The sequence below is a fragment of the Stenotrophomonas sp. Steno-Z10-HUANG genome (assembly GCF_056393075.1).
In genome coordinates this window covers 11,290-27,992 of record NZ_JBWJPA010000005.1, presented here as the reverse complement: position 1 = coordinate 27,992, position 16,703 = coordinate 11,290, and the positions used below count along the sequence as shown (strand labels likewise).

The window sequence follows — 16,703 nt, the reverse complement described above, 5'->3', positions numbered from 1 at the left end:
TTGCATGGGTATCAAATGCGGCATCGTCGGCCTGCCCAACGTCGGCAAGTCGACCCTGTTCAATGCGCTGACCAAGGCGGGCATCGCCGCGGCCAATTTCCCGTTCTGCACGATCGAGCCAAACACCGGCATCGTGCCGGTGCCGGATCCGCGGCTCGAGGCGCTGGCGGCCATCGTCAAGCCGGAGCGGGTGATCCCCACCACCATGGAGTTCGTGGACATCGCCGGGCTGGTCGCCGGCGCATCCAAGGGTGAGGGCCTGGGCAACAAGTTCCTGGCCCACATCCGCGAGACCGACGCCATCGCCCACGTGGTGCGCTGCTTCGAGGACGGCAACGTCATCCACGTCGCCAACAAGGTCGACCCGATCGCCGATATCGAAACCATCGATACCGAGCTGGCGCTGGCCGACCTGGAATCGGTGCTGAAGGCGCTGGACCGCGCCAACCGCGCGGCCAAGGCCAACGACAAGGAGGCGCTGGCGCGCAAGCCGGTGCTGGAGAAGCTGGCCGCGGCGCTCGACCAGGGCCGCTCGGCGCGCTCGGCCGGGCTCGATGCCGAGGAGAAGGCGTTGGTCCGCGACATGTTCCTGATCACGCTCAAGCCGCTGATGTACATCGCCAACGTCGCCGAGGACGGGTTCGAGAACAACCCGCACCTGGACGCGGTGCGCGCCCGTGCCGAGGCCGAGGGCGCCGAGGTGGTGCCGGTATGCGCGGCGATCGAGGAAGAACTGGCGCAGCTGGACGACGCCGACCGCGACGAGTTCCTCAAGGACCTCGGCCTGGAAGAGCCGGGCCTGAACCGGGTGATCCGCGCCGGTTACAAACTGCTGGGCCTGCAGACCTATTTCACCGCCGGCGTGAAGGAAGTCCGCGCCTGGCAGCTGCGCGCCGGCTCCACCGCGCCGCAGGCCGCCGGCGTGATCCATACCGATTTCGAGCGTGGCTTCATCCGCGCCGAGACCATCGGCTACGACGACTTCATCACCCTCAAGGGCGAGCAGGGCGCCAAGGAAGCCGGCCGGCTGCGCCTGGAAGGCAAGGACTACATCGTCAAGGAAGGCGACGTGCTGCACTTCCGCTTCAACGTCTGATCCGCGGCGCACCGCCCGGAACACGAAGGCCCCGCAATGCGGGGCCTTCGCATATGTGGCCCGCGCCGGATGTCGCCACGGCGCCCGCCGCCCTGGACAAAAATGCGCCAGAGTGCGCGCCGCCCTTGCAGCATCGGCGCGCGTCAGGGTTGTCCACAGGCTTTTCCCTGCCTTCTGCACATGCGCTGTGGAGAACCCGGCAGGGCCCGGGTGGCATCGACGGGGCGGGGTGCCCAGGCGCGGAAAACGACAAGGCCCGCGATGCGGGCCTTGTCGTTGTTGCGAGGAGCGGGCGTATTACAGCGGCTTGCCGCCCAGCTTCCAGGTGACCTGCACGAAGTAGCTGCGGCCCGTGCTGTCGAACCAGGCGGTGTCGTAGTACGGGTAGTTGGCCCAGGTCGGGTCCTTCGGCGGCATCTTGTCGAACAGGTTGTTGACCGACAGCGACACCCGCAGATGATCGCTGATGTCGTAGCGCGCGCCGGCGTTGAAGCGCCAGGTGGCCTGGGTCCAGGCGTCGTCGTCGTAGTTCGGGACGCGGCCCAGATAGTTGCCGAACAGGCTGGCGCCCCACGCGCCCTTGTCCCAGTTCACGCCCACGTTCGCCTTGGCCCGCGGCAGCGCGGGGCTGAAGGTCTCGTAGTGCAGCATGTCCTCGGACGCGTCGCCCGGGTAGCGCTGGAATGTGTGGTCCTTGACCCAGGTGTAGTTGCCGTTGACGCGGAAATCGCCGGTCCGGGTCTGCAGCCGGTAGCTGGCGGCGACGTCGATGCCGGAGGTTTCCTCCTTGGCGATGTTGATCGGCGCGAAGCGCACGCTGCTGATGTCGCCATCGGCATCGCGGATCACCCGGGCAAGCGCGTCCTGGCAGGTCGGCGAATTGATGTCCACGGCCACGCCGGCGTCGGTCTTGCCGAGGCGGCAGTTGGCCTCGGTGATGCGCAGCCGCTCGCGGTCCTGCACCTGGACCTGGTTCATGACCTTGATCTGGTAGTAGTCCACCGCCAGGTCGAGGCCGTCCAGCGGTGACCAGACGAAGCCGGCCGAGAACGACTTGCTGGTCTCCACGCCCAGCTCGATGTTGCCCTTGTAGACGTCGAAGGTGCTCACGTCCCAGCTGCCATCGTCGTAGCAGTCACCGTCGCTGAAGCCCGGCTCCTCGCTGCGGCACTGGTAGTAGTCGGTGGCGTAGCGGGTGCGGTAGTAGTCGTCGCCGGCGAACAGGTAGTGCATGTCCGGCGCGCGGAAGCCGGTGCCATAGGAGCTGCGCACCAGCAGGGTGTCGAGCGGGCGCCATTCCAGGCCCGCGCTGTAGGTGAACTTGCCCGGGTGCTTGCCGCCGTAGCTGTAGCGGTCGTAGCGTCCGGCCAGGCTGGCCTGCAGGGTGGACAGCATCGGGATGCGCAGTTCGCCCGCGGCACTCCAGTGGTTGCGGCTGCCGCTGCCGTCGCCGTAGCGCGGACCGGTGTAGGCGTCCTCGGTCAGGGCCAGCGGATCGGGGTTGATGCGGTAGGACTGGCGGCCATACTCGATCGCACCGGCAAAGCCCACGTCGCCGGCCGGCAGCGAGAACAGCGCGGTGTTGTCGGCGGTGAAGCTGACGTTGTCGTTCTTGGCCACCGGGCGGAACGTGGACATGGCCGCGATGGAGGCGAACTCGGCCGGCGTCAGCGGGGTGAACAGGCGCGTCGGGTCCGGGTTGTAGATCGCGTAGCCGCTGTCGGTGTAGCCCAGTCGCTCGCCCAGGAAGAAACGGTTGGCGGCGTCGGCCTTGATCCGCGGCATCTCCACGTCGGCCTTGTACTGCGAATGGTTCCAGGCCGCTTCCCAGTTCCACGCCTCGGCGAAGATGCCCTTGAGGCCGGTGGTCACCGCCAGCGTCTTCTGGGTGGTGGTGTTCATGCGGTTGCGCAGCCCGCCGATCTCTTCCGGCGAGAACTGCCGCGACCAGATCTCGCGGCTGTCGGTGGCGGCGTTGTAGAACACCTTGTTGCGGTAGTTGTTGGTCGACGCCGGGTCGTGGAACTCCCAGCCCATGACGTCGCTGACGACGTCGTTGCCGTTGGTGCCGGTCAGCAGGCGCACCGTCTGGTGGCCGGCCTGCAGGTCGGCGAACCACGACAGCTCGTCGTTGAAGCGGTATTCGAACGAACCGTAGGCGTTGATGCCCTTGCGCTCGTTCTGGATCGTGCGGTACGCGATGGCGCGCTCACTGCCGCAGTAGGGCTCGCCGAAGCGGTCCTCGGCCAGGTGGGTGGTGCCGTCGTTCAGCCCCGACAGCGCCTTGCAGCCATCGGCGGGCGCGATGTTGACGTCGTCTTCCCAGTTGGTGATCTGGGCGATCAGGCGCGGCAGGCGGCGGCGCTCGGTCGGCGCGTCCAGGGTGGAATCCTGCACGTTGCGCTGGGTACCCCACAGCGGGCGCTTGTTGAGCAGCTCCATGCCGACGATGCCGCTGAAATTGCCCTGCTCGAAGCCGGTGGTGAGGGTCAGGTCATGCGATTCGCCACCGCCGCGGCTGGTGTCGCCATAGCGGTAATCGATGGTGGTGCCGTCGGTGGACTTCTTCAGGATGAAGTTGATCACGCCGGCCATCGCGTCCGAGCCGTAGACCGCCGATGCGCTGCCGGTCAGCACCTCGATGCGGTCGATCATGCCCAGCGGGATGTTGCCGATGTCGGTGAAGTTGCTCCTGCCGTTGAGCGGCAGCGGGAAATCGGCGATGCGGCGGCCGTTGATCAGCACCAGGGTGTGGTTGGGGCCGAGGCCGCGCAGGTCGACCGCCTGCGCGCCGGGCGTCGACTGTGCGCCGGTGGTGTTCTGCTGGCCCTGCACGGTGCCGCTGTTCTGGCTGAGCGAACGCAGGACGTCGGGGACGGAGGTGAACCCGGCCGACTGGATCTGCTCGGCGGTCACCACGGTGACCGGGGCGGGGCCTTCCACCTGCGCGCGCGGGATGCGCGAACCGGTGACCTGCACGGTATCCAGTTGCTTGGTTTGATCGTTGTCGGTGCTCTGGGCCAAGGCCGTTGCGGAGGCGGCCATGCCAAGCAGGGCCAACTGGATCGAACACACCATTGCGTGTTTGCGCATGAATCAGGTCTCTGCTGAAAGTGTTCCGGAAAGTGTCTGGCCGGCCCGCGCAAGCGCCGGGAGCCCCGGCAAACGTGAATGGGGCGTGATCATCTAACACCTTTTTTACACGCTTGACCACTGCCGGAAAGTCTGGCATTACGGTATGGAAGCGATTACATGATGGTCTGGAGGGCGGTATGAGGCGGATGGTGTCCCGATGCGGGCGGTTGGCCCTGGTGCTGGTGGCGCTCGGCATGGCCGGCGGCGCGGTTGCCGCGGGGAGCAGGGGGCTGTCGGATCCGGGCTACCGCTATTACGAAGTGGGCGACCTGGACGCCGAGCGGCCCGGCCAGACCCAGGCAGCGATGATGCTGATGGGCGGCGGCGACTGGGTTCCCGAAGCCTTCCACTGGTGGGTCGAGCGCGCCGGCAACGGCCGCGTGGTGATCCTGCGCGCCTCCGGCGACGACAACCTGCAGAACGAGCTGTACTACGACATCGGCGGGGTCACCTCGGTGCAGACCCTGGTATTCGACAGCCGCAAGGCCGCCGACGACCCGGCGGTGCTGCGGGTGGTGCGCGGCGCCGACGCCATCTTCATCGCCGGCGGCGACCAGTCCCGCTACATCCGCTTCTGGAAGGGGACCGAGCTGAACCAGGCCCTCAACGAGCACGTCGCCGCGGGCAAGCCGATCGGTGGCACCAGCGCCGGGCTGGCGATTCTCGGGGGGTACAGCTATGGCGCGCTGGACGGCGGCAGCGTCAACTCGCCCACCGCGCTGAGCGACCCGATGGGCAGCAAGGTCACCATGGACCAGGACTTCCTGACCATGCCCTATCTTTCCAACGTGGTCACCGACACCCATTTCGCCAAGCGCGAGCGCCTGGGCCGGCTGATCGTGTTCGTCGCCCGCGCCGCCCAGGAGAAGGGGCAGGACGATATCGTCGGCATCGGCGTGGATGAGGACACCGCGCTGTGCGTCGAGGCCGATGGCCGCGGCCGCGTCTACTCGCTCGACGACGGCTATGCCTGGCTGGTGATGCCGCACCGCACCGCCGACCGCCTGAGCAGCGGCGAATCGCTGGAATTCAGCTCCATCCCGGTGACCGGGGTGGGCGCCGGCAGCCGCCTGCACCTGGACGGGTTCACCGTCGACAACCCGGCCTTCACCGCCGTCGCCAACGTGGTCGATGGCGAACTGGAGCTGCAGCCGGACTGATGCCTGCGCGTGCAGCCCGGATGGACGTGGAAGGGGCTTCGGCCCCTTCCCGCGTTTCAGTGGGGGGGCGTGAATGGCAGGATCCGTGGCGACAGCGTCTGTTCAGACCCATGAAGGCGTGCCTAGAATCGGGCACCTTTCCTGAGTGAAGAAACATGAAGCTGACTTCCGCGGTGTTGCTGGGCCTGGCGTCGTTGTCTTCCGTGTCGGCGGTGGCCGCGCCGGCCTCCCCCCTGCTGGTGATCCACGGTGGCGCCGGCGTGGAGCGCCAGGACCTCAACCCGGAGGAAGTGCGCGCGGCGCGCGCCGCGCTGGAGGCGGCGCTGCGCAAGGGGCACGAGGCGCTGGCGGCCGGCAAGCCGGCGATGGACGCGGTCACCGCCGCGATCACCGTGCTGGAGAACGACCCGACCTTCAATGCCGGTCGTGGCGCGGTCTTCACCCATGACGGCAAGAACGAGCTCGATGCCTCGCTGATGGACGGCGCCACCCTGCGCGCGGGCGCGGTGGCGGGCGTGCACACCGTCAAGAACCCGATCCTGCTGGCGCGCGCGGTGATGGAGCATTCGCCGCACGTCATGATGATCGGGCAGGGCGCGGAGATGTTCGCCGCCGAGCAGAAGATCGAGCAGGTGGATCCGTCCTACTTCCGCACCGAGAAGCGCTGGCAGCAGCTGCAGCGCGCGTTGAAGGAAGAGGCCGCCGGGCAGGCGCACGCCGACCTGGAGACGGCCAAGCATTTCGGTACCGTCGGCGCGGTCGCGCTCGACGCGCAGGGCAAGCTGGCCGCGGGCACCTCCACCGGCGGCATGACCAACAAGCGCTACGGGCGCGTGGGCGACTCCCCGATCATCGGCGCCGGCACCTATGCCAGCGACAGCTGCGCGGTGTCGGGTACCGGCTGGGGCGAGTTCTACATCCGCCTGGCCGCGGCCCACGAGATCTGCTCGCGCATGAAGTACCTCGGCGAAACCCCGGCCCAGGCCGGCGACGAGGTCATCGTCAGGCGCCTGCCGGCGATGGGCGGCGATGGTGGCGCGATCGTGCTGTCGGCCGACGGCAAGGCGGCCACGCCGTTCAACACCGAGGGCATGTACCGCGGCTGGATCGGTGCCGACGGCGTGCCGCACGTGGCGATTTTCGCCGACGAGAAGCTGAAGATGCCGGGCGAGTGAGCGGGTCGCGCTGCCGGTGATGGAAATTTTCGCGGAATGTGAAAATTTCTGTTGACAGCATCGCGGGCCATCACCAGAATAGCGGGCTCTCCCACCCCTGACCGGTTAGGCCAAGGTCATCAGAAAAGGGGTGGAGCGGAGGGATACCCAAGCGGCCAACGGGGGCAGACTGTAAATCTGCTGGCTTACGCCTTCGGTGGTTCGAATCCACCTCCCTCCACCAGTTTCATGTTGTGGCTGTTTTCCCGGTGCGGGAGTAGTTCAATGGTAGAACCTCAGCCTTCCAAGCTGATGGTGCGGGTTCGATTCCCGTCTCCCGCTCCATTGAACGAAATTGAAAACATGTCATAATACAAAACTCGCTCACGTAGCTCAGTCGGTAGAGCACCTCCTTGGTAAGGAGGAGGTCGAAGGTTCGATTCCTTTCGTGAGCACCATCTTGCTCAAAGCGCCATAACCAACCAGTTACCGAGAAGAAGCAGCCATGTCCAAGGGTAAGTTCGAGCGTACCAAGCCGCACGTCAACGTCGGCACCATCGGCCACGTCGACCATGGCAAGACCACGCTGACCGCCGCGCTGACCAAGATCGGTGCCGAGCGTTTCGGTGGCGAGTTCAAGGACTACTCCTCGATCGACGCCGCGCCGGAAGAGAAGGCGCGTGGCATCACGATCTCGACCGCGCACGTCGAGTATGAATCCGCGACCCGCCACTACGCCCACGTGGACTGCCCGGGCCACGCCGACTACGTGAAGAACATGATCACCGGTGCGGCGCAGATGGACGGCGCGATCCTGGTGTGCTCGGCCGCCGACGGCCCGATGCCGCAGACCCGCGAGCACATCCTGCTGTCGCGCCAGGTCGGCGTGCCGTACATCGTCGTGTTCCTGAACAAGGCCGACATGGTGGACGACGCCGAGCTGCTCGAGCTGGTCGAGATGGAAGTGCGCGAGCTGCTGAGCAAGTACGACTTCCCGGGCGATGACACCCCGATCGTGCACGGTTCGGCCCGTCTGGCGCTGGAAGGCGACCAGAGCGACATCGGCGTGCCGGCGATCCTGAAGCTGGTCGATGCCCTGGACAGCTGGATCCCGACCCCGGAGCGCGACATCGACAAGCCGTTCCTGATGCCGGTGGAAGACGTGTTCTCGATCTCGGGCCGTGGCACCGTGGTGACCGGCCGTATCGAGCGCGGCATCATCAAGGTGGGTGACGAAATCGAAATCGTCGGCATCCGTCCGACCCAGAAGACCACCGTCACCGGCGTGGAAATGTTCCGCAAGCTGCTGGACCAGGGCCAGGCGGGCGACAACGCGGGCCTGCTGCTGCGCGGCACCAAGCGTGACGACGTGGAGCGCGGCCAGGTGCTGGCCAAGCCGGGTTCGATCACCCCGCACACCGAGTTCGAAGCCGAGGTGTACGTGCTGTCCAAGGACGAAGGTGGCCGTCACACCCCGTTCTTCAAGGGCTACCGTCCGCAGTTCTACTTCCGTACCACCGACATCACCGGCGCCGTGCAGCTGCCGGAGGGCGTCGAGATGGTGATGCCGGGCGACAACGTGAAGATGTCGGTCACGCTGATCAACCCGGTGGCGATGGACGAAGGCCTGCGCTTCGCCATCCGCGAAGGCGGCCGCACCGTCGGTGCCGGCGTCGTCGCCAAGATCACCAAGTAAGCCTGCAGTACCCGGCGGTAGTTGAGTCTGCCGCTGGTACGCGAATGGCGGGCCGGGAACCTCGGTCCGCCTTCGCCGTCTAAGGGACGTGAAACAAGCCAAGTCATACGCCAGTAGCTCAATTGGCAGAGCAGCGGTCTCCAAAACCGCAGGTTGGGGGTTCGAGTCCCTCCTGGCGTGCCACTTGCCACCTATCCAGTGACCTTGGTCGCGCCCGCAGCAAGAGTCGGATGAACAGCAAGATCGAGCATTCCAAGAGCGCCGCCTCCGGTGGCGATATGGTCAAGTACGTTGGCGCCGCCCTGCTGGTGCTGGCGGGCTTGTTCGTCTGGTTCTGGTTCTCCACTCCGGCGCGCGCGGTGCAGCTCGGTGCCTGGTCGGGTCAGTTGCGTGCGCTGGCCGTGGTCGTCGGCCTGGTCGCCGGCGGCGCGTTGTTCATGCTCACCGCCAAGGGCCACCAGGTCCGCGAGTTCCTTTCCGAGTCCCGGTTCGAGCTGCGCAAGGTCGTATGGCCGACCCGCCAGGAAGCCATCCGCATGACCTGGGTGGTGATCGTGGTCGTGATCGTGCTGAGCCTGCTGCTGGGTGGCTTCGACTTCGTGATCCAGAAGCTGACCCAGTGGTTCCTGGGGCGTTGAGGAGATAACAGTGAAACGTTGGTACGTCGTCCACGCCTATTCGGGCTTCGAGAAGTCGGTTGCCCAGGCCCTGCGTGACCGCATCGCCCGCGAGGGCATGGAGGAGCGTTTCGGCGACGTCCTGGTTCCGACCGAGGAAGTGGTGGAAATGCGCTCCGGCCAGAAGCGCCGTTCCGAGCGCAAGTTCTTCCCGGGTTACGTGCTGGTCCAGATCGAGACCCACGAGGAAGCCGGCATTCCGCGCATCGACAACGAAAGCTGGCACCTGGTCAAGGAAACCCCGAAGGTGCTGGGCTTCATTGGCGGCACCGCCGACCGCCCGCTGCCGATCCGTGACGACGAAGCCGCTGCCATCCTGGATCGCGTCCAGGAAGGCGTCGAGAAGCCGCGCCCGAAGGTGCTGTTCGAACCGGGCCAGATGGTCCGTGTCATCGACGGCCCGTTCAACGACTTCAATGGCGTGGTCGAGGAAGTCAACTACGAGAAGAGCCGCCTGCGCGTGTCGGTGCTGATCTTTGGTCGCGCCACCCCGGTCGAGCTCGAGTTCGGCCAGGTCGAAAAGGCGGTCTGAACCTTGCCGCCAGCCTGTTCAGGTTGGCGGCGTAAAAACTGCTAGAATTGCCGGCTCCCTGAAAGGGAGCTGAGACCAAAGGCCGCCGCGAGGTGGCCTTTGCCGCGATTCCAAGATTTCAAAGCGCGATGCCGGGACGCGTGATTCCCGGTCCGATGGGGAGCCTGTTGTCGCAAGGCGCTAGCACCCGGAGAGCACTCAAATGGCAAAGAAAGTTGTCGGTTACATCAAGCTGCAGGTGAAGGCCGGTCAGGCCAACCCCTCGCCGCCGGTCGGTCCTGCGCTGGGTCAGCGCGGCCTGAACATCATGGAGTTCTGCAAGGCGTTCAATGCCGCCACGCAGAAGCTGGAGCCGGGTATCCCGGTGCCGGTGATCATCACGGCCTACTCGGACCGTACCTTCACCTTCATCACCAAGAGCACCCCGGCCACCGTGCTGCTCAAGAAGGCGGCGGGCATCACCTCCGGCTCCAAGCGCCCGAACACCGACAAGGTGGGCAAGGTCACCCGCAAGCAGCTTGAAGAAATCTGCAAGGCGAAGGAGCCGGACCTGACGGCTGCCGACCTGGACGCCGCCGTGCGTACGATCGCGGGCTCGGCCCGTTCCATGGGCCTGGTGGTGGAGGGTTAATCAGATGGCACAGACCAAGCGTGAGAAGGCCATCAAGGCCGCCGTCGTCCCGGGCAAGAGCTACGCCTTCGAGGACGCGATCAACATCCTGAAGACCGCCACCAAGGCCAAGTTCGTCGAGTCGATCGACGTCGCCGTGCGCCTGGGCGTGGACGCGAAGAAGTCCGACCAGCAGGTGCGCGGTTCGACCGTGCTGCCGGCCGGTACCGGCAAGTCGGTGCGCGTGGCGGTGTTCGCCCCGGCCGGCGCCAAGGCTGACGAAGCCCTGGCCGCGGGCGCCGAAGCCGTCGGCATGGACGACCTGGCCGAGAAGATGCAGGCCGGCGACCTGAACTACGACGTGGTCATCGCGACCCCGGACGCCATGCGCGTCGTCGGCAAGCTGGGCACCGTGCTGGGCCCGCGCGGCCTGATGCCGAACCCGAAGGTCGGCACCGTTTCCCCGAACCCGGGCGAAGCCGTGAAGAACGCCAAGTCGGGCCAGGTCCGTTACCGCACCGACAAGGCCGGCATCATCCACTGCACCATCGGCAAGGCCAGCTTCGACAACGCCGCGCTGCAGTCGAACCTGCAGGCGCTGCTGCTGGACCTGATCAAGGCCAAGCCGGCCACCTCGAAGGGCACCTACCTGCAGAAGGTTTCGGTCAGCTCGACGATGGGCCCGGGCGTCACCGTCGACCAGTCGTCGCTGACCCTGAAGTAATTGTTTCAAGCGGATGCGGCACCCTGTGCCGTGTCCGTCATTTTGAAGGCGCCGAGCCGGTTTTTCCGGCCCGGTAGCCGTCAAAGACCGCAGGCGCGGTCAGCGCATACCGGCGACGGGCACGGACGCTCGATCTGGCAAGGAGTCGCCGCCGGCATAGCGGGATCGCTTAATCGATTCCCCGGAATCACCCTGCGTAGATGGTGCCGCCCTTCTGGAGTTTTTCTGGTTCACGCAGGTCTGGGATTCCCCGGGCCGGCACACTCCAGGTCTGGAATGGCCACCACCGGAGCGTCACCCCGATGCTCCCGGCGTCTAGGATGGATGCCGCACAGGACCGCACACGGCAGGAGCCGTAAGCGGAGTTCAATTGGAGGAGTGCAATGGCTCTCAATCTGTCCCAGAAGCAAGAAGTAGTCGCCGAACTGGCAGACGTCGCCGCCAAGGCCCACTCCTTGATCGCAGCCGAATACGCTGGCACCACGGTCGCCCAGATGACCGCGATGCGCAAGCAGGCCCGCGAAACCGGCGTTTTCTTGAAGGTTGTCAAGAACACGCTGGCCGCGCGCGCCGTCGAAGGCACCGATTTCGCAGTCGCTAAGGACCAGATGGTCGGTCCGCTGCTGTATGCGTTTTCGCTCGAGGAGCCCGGCGCCGCCGGTCGCCTGATCAAGGATGCCGCCAAGGGCAACGACAAGCTGCAGGCGAAGATCGTGGCCGTGGGTGGCGAAGTCTACCCGCCGAGCCACGTCGATGTGCTGGCATCGCTGCCGACCCGTGATCAGGCCCTGGCCATGCTGGCCCGCGTCCTGACCGAGCCGGTCACCATGTTCGCGCGCGCCGTCAAGGCTGTTGGTGAGAAGCAGAACGGTGGTGCGGCTGTCGAAGCTGCCGAGCCGGCCGCTGAAACCGCCTGAGTTCGACGTTTCCGTGGTTCTGAATAGAACCTCAACCCAGAATATTTTCCAAAGGTAATCAAAATGTCCCTTACCAACGAACAGATCGTCGACGCCATCGCCGAGAAGTCCCTGATGGAAGTGATGGAGCTGGTCAAGGCCATCGAAGACAAGTTCGGCGTTTCCGCCGCTGCCCCGGTCATGGCCGTCGCCGCTGCCGGCCCGGCCGCTGCCGTGGAAGAGCAGACCGAGTTCAACGTCATCCTGAAGGATGCCGGCGCCAAGAAGGTCGAAGTGATCAAGGCCGTGCGCGCCATCACCGGCCTGGGCCTGAAGGAAGCGAAGGATCTGGCCGAGGCCGGTGGCGTCGTGAAGGAAGGCGCTTCGAAGGAAGACGCCGAGAAGTTCAAGAAGGAACTGGAAGCCGCCGGCGCCACCGTCGAGCTGAAGTAAGCAGTTCCCTTGCGTCGCCATCGAATCACGGCGATGCAGCCAGGGCTGGGGGCCTAAAGCCCCCGGCCTTTGGTCGTTGTAGAGCCGGGCATGCCCGGTGCGGTGAAAAGCCCAACACGGGCTGCGTTCCAACCCCGGCCGGCCCGCGCATCGCGCGGCGGGCAGGGCGGCAGGCAGACGAGTTGGCAGTTGGAAGTAGCGGGAGAAGGCGTGCTGGTGCCGGCAATACCAGCGACTTCCAACTGACAATTTAAAAGTTCCCTTCCGGGTCGTGGACGCACGGCCCGCACAACAAGGTGGAAGATCCCATGACGTCCTATTCGTACACCGAAAAAAAGCGCATCCGCAAGGATTTCGGCAAGCAGCGCTCGATCCTCGAGGTGCCGTTCCTGCTCGCCATCCAGGTCGACTCGTACCGCGAGTTCCTGCAGGAGAACGTTGACCCGGCCAAGCGCTCCGACCACGGCCTGCACGCCGCGCTGAAGTCGGTGTTCCCGATCTCCAGCTACAGCGGCAATGCCGCCCTGGAGTACGTGGGCTACAAGCTGGGCGAGCCGGTGTTCGACGAGCGCGAGTGCCGCCAGCGCGGCATGAGCTACGGCGCGCCGCTGCGCGTGACCGTGCGCCTGGTCATCTACGACAAGGAATCGTCCACCAAGGCGATCAAGTACGTGAAGGAGCAGGAGGTCTACCTCGGCGAAATCCCGCTGATGACCGACAACGGCACCTTCATCGTCAACGGTACCGAGCGCGTCATCGTGTCGCAGCTGCACCGTTCGCCGGGCGTGTTCTTCGACCACGACCGCGGCAAGACCCACAGCTCGGGCAAGCTGCTGTACAGCGCCCGCATCATTCCCTACCGCGGTTCCTGGCTGGACTTCGAGTTCGACCCGAAGGACGCGCTGTTCACCCGCATCGACCGCCGCCGCAAGCTGCCGGTGTCGATCCTGCTGCGCGCGCTCGGCTACAACAACGAAGAAATGCTCAACGAGTTCTTCGACATCAACACCTTCCACATCCTGCCGGAAGGCGAGGGTGTGCAGCTGGAGCTGGTGGCCGAGCGCCTGCGCGGTGAAACCCTGGGCTTCGACCTGGCCGATGGCGACAAGGTCATCGTGGAAGCCGGCAAGCGCATCACCGCGCGCCACGTCAAGCAGCTGCAGGCCTCGGGCATCGCCGCGCTGGCCGTGCCGGACGACTACCTGGTCGGCCGCATCCTGTCGCACGACGTGGTCGACGCCAACACCGGCGAGCTGCTGGCCCAGGCCAACGACGAGATCACCGAAGAGCAGCTGCAGAACTTCCGCAAGGCCGGCGTGGACGCGGTCGGCACCCTGTGGGTGAACGACCTGGACCGCGGTCCGTACCTGTCCAACACCCTGCGCATCGACCCGACCAAGACCCAGCTCGAGGCCCTGGTCGAGATCTACCGCATGATGCGCCCGGGCGAGCCGCCGACCAAGGACGCCGCGCAGAACCTGTTCCACAACCTGTTCTTCACCTTCGAGCGCTACGACCTGTCCACGGTCGGCCGCATGAAGTTCAACCGCCGCGTCGGCCGCAAGGAAGTCACCGGCGAAGCCGTGCTGTACGACAGCAAGTACTTCGGCGAGCGCAACGACGAAGAGTCCAAGCGCCTGGTTTCCGCGCACGGCGACGGCTCGGACATCCTCGACGTGATCAAGGTCCTGACCGAGATCCGCAACGGCCGTGGCGTGGTGGACGACATCGACCACCTGGGCAACCGCCGCGTGCGTTCGGTCGGCGAAATGGCCGAGAACGTGTTCCGCGTGGGCCTGGTCCGCGTCGAACGCGCGGTCAAGGAGCGCCTGTCGATGGCCGAGTCCGAAGGCCTGACCCCGCAGGAGCTGATCAACGCCAAGCCGGTCGCCGCGGCCATCAAGGAATTCTTCGGTTCCTCGCAGCTGTCGCAGTTCATGGACCAGAACAACCCGCTGTCGGAAGTGACCCACAAGCGCCGCGTCTCGGCACTGGGCCCGGGCGGCCTGACCCGCGAGCGCGCCGGCTTCGAAGTGCGCGACGTGCACCCGACCCATTACGGCCGCGTCTGCACCATCGAAACCCCGGAAGGCCCGAACATCGGCCTGATCAACTCGCTGGCGGTGTTCGCCCGCACCAACCAGTACGGCTTCCTCGAGACCCCGTACCGCAAGGTCGTGGACGGCAAGGTCACCGACGACGTCGAGTACCTGTCGGCGATCGAGGAGAACGAGTACGTCATCGCCCAGGCCAACGCCCTGACCGATGCCAAGAACATGCTCACCGAGCAGTTCGTGCCGTGCCGTTACCAGGGCGAGTCGCTGCTGAAGCCGCCGGCGGAAGTGCATTTCATGGACGTCTCGCCGATGCAGACCGTGTCGGTCGCCGCGGCGCTGGTGCCGTTCCTGGAGCACGATGACGCCAACCGCGCACTGATGGGCGCGAACATGCAGCGCCAGGCCGTTCCGACCCTGCGTGCGCAGAAGCCGCTGGTCGGCACCGGCATCGAGCGCGCCGTGGCGCGTGACTCGGGCGTGACCGTGAATGCCCGTCGCGGTGGCGAGATCGTGCAGATCGACGCCGGCCGCATCGTGGTCAAGGTCAACGAGAACGAGATCACCGACGCCACCGACGCCGGCGTCGATATCTACAACCTGATCAAGTACACCCGCTCCAACCAGAACACCTGCATCAACCAGCGTCCGCTGGTGAAGGTGGGTGACGTCATCGCCCGCGGCGACGTGCTGGCCGACGGTCCGTCGACCGACATCGGCGAACTGGCCCTGGGCCAGAACATGCTGATCGCGTTCATGCCGTGGAACGGCTACAACTTCGAAGACTCCATCCTGCTCTCCGAGCGCGTGGTGGAAGAGGATCGCTACACCACGATCCACATCGAGGAGCTGACCTGCGTCGCGCGCGACACCAAGCTGGGGCCGGAGGAAATCTCGGCCGACATCCCGAACGTCTCCGAGCAGGCGCTGAACCGCCTGGACGAGAGCGGCGTGGTGTACATCGGTGCGGAAGTCCGCGCCGGCGACATCCTGGTGGGCAAGGTCACGCCGAAGGGCGAGAGCCAGCTGACCCCGGAAGAGAAGCTGCTGCGCGCGATCTTCGGCGAGAAGGCGTCCGACGTTAAGGACAGCTCGCTGCGCGTGCCGCCGGGCATGGACGGCACCGTCATCGACGTGCAGGTCTTCACCCGCGACGGCATCGAGAAGGACAAGCGCGCGCGCCAGATCGAAGAGAACGAGATCAAGCGCGTCAAGAAGGACTTCGACGACCAGTTCCGCATCCTGGAAGCGGCGATCTACGCGCGCCTGCGTTCGCAGATCGTGGGCAAGGTGGCCAATGGCGGTGCCGGCCTGAAGAAGGGCGACACCATCACCGACGCCTTCCTGGACGGCCTGAAGAAGGCCGACTGGTTCACCCTGCGCATGAAGGACGAGGACGCTTCGGAAGCCATCGAGCGCGCCCAGAAGCAGATCCAGGCGCACGAGAAGGAGTTCGAGCGCCGCTTCGCCGACAAGCGCGGCAAGATCACCCAGGGCGACGATCTGGCCCCGGGCGTGCTGAAGATGGTCAAGGTGTTCCTGGCGGTGAAGCGCCGCATCCAGCCGGGCGACAAGATGGCAGGCCGCCACGGCAACAAGGGTGTGGTCTCCAACGTGGTGCCGGTCGAGGACATGCCGTACATGGCCGACGGTACCTCGGTGGACATCTGCCTGAACCCGCTGGGCGTGCCGTCGCGCATGAACATCGGCCAGATCCTCGAAGTGCACCTGGGCTGGGCCGCCAAGGGCCTGGGCAAGCGCATCCAGAAGATGCTGGAGCAGCAGCGCGCGGTGAGCGAGCTGCGCGAGTTCCTCGGCAAGATCTACAACCACGACAGCAAGCTGTCCGGTGATCGCGTCGACCTGTCGCAGTTCAGCGACGAGGAGCTGGTGGCGCTGGCCAGGAACCTGACCGACGGCGTGCCGATGGCGACCCCGGTGTTCGACGGCGCGCACGAGGACGAGATCCGCGAGATGCTGAACCTGGCATACCCGGATGGCGACAAGGACACCGAGCAGCTGGGCTTCAACGCCAGCAAGACGCAGATGCAGCTGTACGACGGCCGCACCGGCGAGGCGTTCGACCGCAAGACCACCGTCGGCTACATGCACTACCTGAAGCTGAACCACCTGGTCGACGACAAGATGCACGCCCGTTCGACCGGTCCGTACTCGCTCGTCACCCAGCAGCCGCTGGGCGGCAAGGCGCAGTTCGGCGGCCAGCGCTTCGGTGAGATGGAAGTCTGGGCGCTGGAAGCCTACGGCGCGGCCTACACCCTGCAGGAAATGCTGACGGTGAAGTCCGACGACGTGCAGGGCCGCAACCAGATGTACAAGAACATCGTCGACGGCGAGCACGAGATGGTCGCGGGCATGCCGGAGTCCTTCAACGTGCTGGTGAAGGAAATCCGCTCCCTGGCCATCAACATGGAACTGGAAGACAACTGATCGAGCAGGCGCCGCCGCAGTGATGCGGCGGCGCCGCCGGCAGCGCCCTGACAGCCCATCGACACAGC

General features: G+C 65.8%; 12 protein-coding genes and 4 tRNA genes. 15 read left to right on the top strand and 1 reads right to left on the bottom strand.

The genetic code is table 11. From position 1 onward, the window contains the following. The first annotated feature begins 4 nt into the window (after window positions 1-4). Complete coding sequence (ychF, locus tag AC06E6_RS08425; protein ID WP_104938127.1) at window positions 5-1,096, top strand: redox-regulated ATPase YchF; 1,092 nt, start codon at window positions 5-7, stop codon at window positions 1,094-1,096. A gap of 297 nt (window positions 1,097-1,393) precedes the next feature. Here the strand turns inward: ychF and AC06E6_RS08420 are convergent, their stop codons facing one another. Continuing rightward, on the bottom strand, window positions 1,394-4,189 hold the full coding sequence (locus AC06E6_RS08420) for a TonB-dependent receptor (RefSeq protein ID WP_478060962.1): 2,796 nt from the start codon (window positions 4,187-4,189) through the stop codon (window positions 1,394-1,396). 236 nt (window positions 4,190-4,425) lie between these two features. Between AC06E6_RS08420 and AC06E6_RS08415 the strand changes: the two genes are divergently transcribed. The 14 genes from AC06E6_RS08415 to rpoB all read left to right on the top strand — a co-directional run bounded on the left by AC06E6_RS08415 (window position 4,426) and on the right by rpoB (window position 16,635). Continuing rightward, the gene (locus tag AC06E6_RS08415; RefSeq protein ID WP_237723396.1) at window positions 4,426-5,391 is read left to right on the top strand and encodes a cyanophycinase; all 966 of its coding nucleotides are present in this window, start codon (window positions 4,426-4,428) and stop codon (window positions 5,389-5,391) included. A 155-nt stretch (window positions 5,392-5,546) separates the two neighbouring features. Further along, window positions 5,547-6,566 (top strand): isoaspartyl peptidase/L-asparaginase family protein, encoded by a 1,020-nt coding sequence (locus AC06E6_RS08410; protein WP_240213390.1) that lies wholly within the window; start codon window positions 5,547-5,549, stop codon window positions 6,564-6,566. A 137-nt stretch (window positions 6,567-6,703) separates the two neighbouring features. Then, window positions 6,704-6,789, top strand: a tRNA-Tyr gene (locus tag AC06E6_RS08405). A gap of 27 nt (window positions 6,790-6,816) precedes the next feature. After that, window positions 6,817-6,890: transfer RNA gene (locus AC06E6_RS08400), tRNA-Gly, on the top strand. A gap of 37 nt (window positions 6,891-6,927) precedes the next feature. Beyond that, window positions 6,928-7,003, top strand: a tRNA-Thr gene (locus AC06E6_RS08395). A 47-nt stretch (window positions 7,004-7,050) separates the two neighbouring features. Beyond that, complete coding sequence (gene tuf, locus AC06E6_RS08390) at window positions 7,051-8,241, top strand: elongation factor Tu (RefSeq protein ID WP_056931948.1); 1,191 nt, start codon at window positions 7,051-7,053, stop codon at window positions 8,239-8,241. A 107-nt stretch (window positions 8,242-8,348) separates the two neighbouring features. Then, a tRNA-Trp gene (locus tag AC06E6_RS08385) sits at window positions 8,349-8,424 on the top strand. 47 nt (window positions 8,425-8,471) lie between these two features. Then, window positions 8,472-8,879 (top strand): preprotein translocase subunit SecE, encoded by a 408-nt coding sequence (gene secE, locus AC06E6_RS08380; RefSeq protein ID WP_104938130.1) that lies wholly within the window; start codon window positions 8,472-8,474, stop codon window positions 8,877-8,879. A gap of 10 nt (window positions 8,880-8,889) precedes the next feature. Beyond that, window positions 8,890-9,450, top strand: coding sequence for a transcription termination/antitermination protein NusG (gene nusG / locus AC06E6_RS08375; protein ID WP_056931950.1), 561 nt, complete (start codon window positions 8,890-8,892; stop codon window positions 9,448-9,450). 202 nt (window positions 9,451-9,652) lie between these two features. Beyond that, on the top strand, window positions 9,653-10,081 hold the full coding sequence (rplK, locus tag AC06E6_RS08370; protein ID WP_054663281.1) for a 50S ribosomal protein L11: 429 nt from the start codon (window positions 9,653-9,655) through the stop codon (window positions 10,079-10,081). Window positions 10,082-10,085: 4 nt separating this feature from the next. Continuing rightward, the gene (rplA, locus tag AC06E6_RS08365; RefSeq protein WP_054663283.1) at window positions 10,086-10,784 is read left to right on the top strand and encodes a 50S ribosomal protein L1; all 699 of its coding nucleotides are present in this window, start codon (window positions 10,086-10,088) and stop codon (window positions 10,782-10,784) included. A gap of 383 nt (window positions 10,785-11,167) precedes the next feature. Then, complete coding sequence (gene rplJ / locus AC06E6_RS08360; RefSeq protein WP_240211780.1) at window positions 11,168-11,701, top strand: 50S ribosomal protein L10; 534 nt, start codon at window positions 11,168-11,170, stop codon at window positions 11,699-11,701. A gap of 63 nt (window positions 11,702-11,764) precedes the next feature. Then, window positions 11,765-12,133: a 50S ribosomal protein L7/L12 gene (gene rplL, locus AC06E6_RS08355; RefSeq protein ID WP_054663288.1), complete on the top strand. Its 369-nt coding sequence runs from the start codon at window positions 11,765-11,767 to the stop codon at window positions 12,131-12,133. Window positions 12,134-12,441: 308 nt separating this feature from the next. Further along, entirely contained in the window at window positions 12,442-16,635 is a 4,194-nt protein-coding gene (gene rpoB, locus AC06E6_RS08350) for a DNA-directed RNA polymerase subunit beta (RefSeq protein ID WP_240211779.1), read from the top strand. The last annotated feature ends 68 nt before the right edge of the window (window positions 16,636-16,703 follow it).

Bases quoted from the DNA above. Each gene is read 5' to 3' on its own strand.
- ychF (WP_104938127.1), top strand. From the start codon at position 5: ATGGGTATCAAATGCGGCATCGTCGGCCTGCCCAACGTCGGCAAGTCG.
- AC06E6_RS08420 (WP_478060962.1), bottom strand. From the start codon at position 4,189: ATGCGCAAACACGCAATGGTGTGTTCGATCCAGTTGGCCCTGCTTGGC.
- AC06E6_RS08415 (WP_237723396.1), top strand. From the start codon at position 4,426: ATGGCCGGCGGCGCGGTTGCCGCGGGGAGCAGGGGGCTGTCGGATCCG.
- AC06E6_RS08410 (WP_240213390.1), top strand. From the start codon at position 5,547: ATGAAGCTGACTTCCGCGGTGTTGCTGGGCCTGGCGTCGTTGTCTTCC.
- tuf (WP_056931948.1), top strand. From the start codon at position 7,051: ATGTCCAAGGGTAAGTTCGAGCGTACCAAGCCGCACGTCAACGTCGGC.
- secE (WP_104938130.1), top strand. From the start codon at position 8,472: ATGAACAGCAAGATCGAGCATTCCAAGAGCGCCGCCTCCGGTGGCGAT.
- rplK (WP_054663281.1), top strand. From the start codon at position 9,653: ATGGCAAAGAAAGTTGTCGGTTACATCAAGCTGCAGGTGAAGGCCGGT.
- rplA (WP_054663283.1), top strand. From the start codon at position 10,086: ATGGCACAGACCAAGCGTGAGAAGGCCATCAAGGCCGCCGTCGTCCCG.
- rplJ (WP_240211780.1), top strand. From the start codon at position 11,168: ATGGCTCTCAATCTGTCCCAGAAGCAAGAAGTAGTCGCCGAACTGGCA.
- rplL (WP_054663288.1), top strand. From the start codon at position 11,765: ATGTCCCTTACCAACGAACAGATCGTCGACGCCATCGCCGAGAAGTCC.
- rpoB (WP_240211779.1), top strand. From the start codon at position 12,442: ATGACGTCCTATTCGTACACCGAAAAAAAGCGCATCCGCAAGGATTTC.